The sequence below is a fragment of the Chitinimonas violaceus genome, from assembly GCF_052601015.1.
The window spans coordinates 1-647 of the sequence record NZ_JBQXDJ010000210.1 but is presented as its reverse complement, the minus strand read 5'-3'; the positions used below and the strand labels follow the sequence as shown (position 1 = coordinate 647).

Genomic DNA, 647 nt, shown 5'->3' with positions numbered 1-647 from the left:
CATTTACCACAAGCCGTATCTGCGAATGACCGTTGAGGGAATGCTCTACCGGATGCGCGTGGGCTGTCCATGGCGAGATCTGCCCAGTGCTTTTGGCGGCTGGAACACCATCTACAAACGCTTCAATGCTTGGTCGCTTGCTGGCAAGTGGCTCAAAGCTTTCAAAGTCCTGGTAGAGGAACCCGACTTCGAATGGGTATTCATCGACGGCACCTATGTGAAGGCCCATCAGCACAGTGCCGGTGCTGCCAGCGATCATGCTGAAGCCATCGGCAAAAGCCGGGCTGGCAATACAAGCAAAATTCATCTGGCGGTCGACGCGCATGGTTTGCCGGTGGCTTTCGAGATCACCGGTGGAGAGGTCAACGACTGTACGCAGGCACCTGAACTGATAGCACAACTGCCGTCTGCTGAGGTCTTCGTGGCGGACAAGGGCTATGACAGTGAGCGTATTCGCGAACAGATTAAAGCGCAGGGCGCTCGACCCGTGATTCCCAGAAAGCGCAACTCGGTGAAAGGAAATGCCGATTTGGATAAGTGGTTGTATCGCTACCGGCATTTGGTCGAGAACGCCTTTGCGAGGCTGAAGCATTACCGTGCAGTGGCGTTCCGGTTCGACAAACTGAAACGGAACTATGAAAGCATGG

General features: G+C 54.7%; 1 protein-coding gene. It reads left to right on the top strand.

All coding sequences use genetic code 11. The features are described from left to right. A partial coding sequence (locus ACUHMQ_RS20955; protein ID WP_445297376.1) for an IS5 family transposase occupies positions 1 to 647 on the top strand: 647 nt, incomplete at both ends.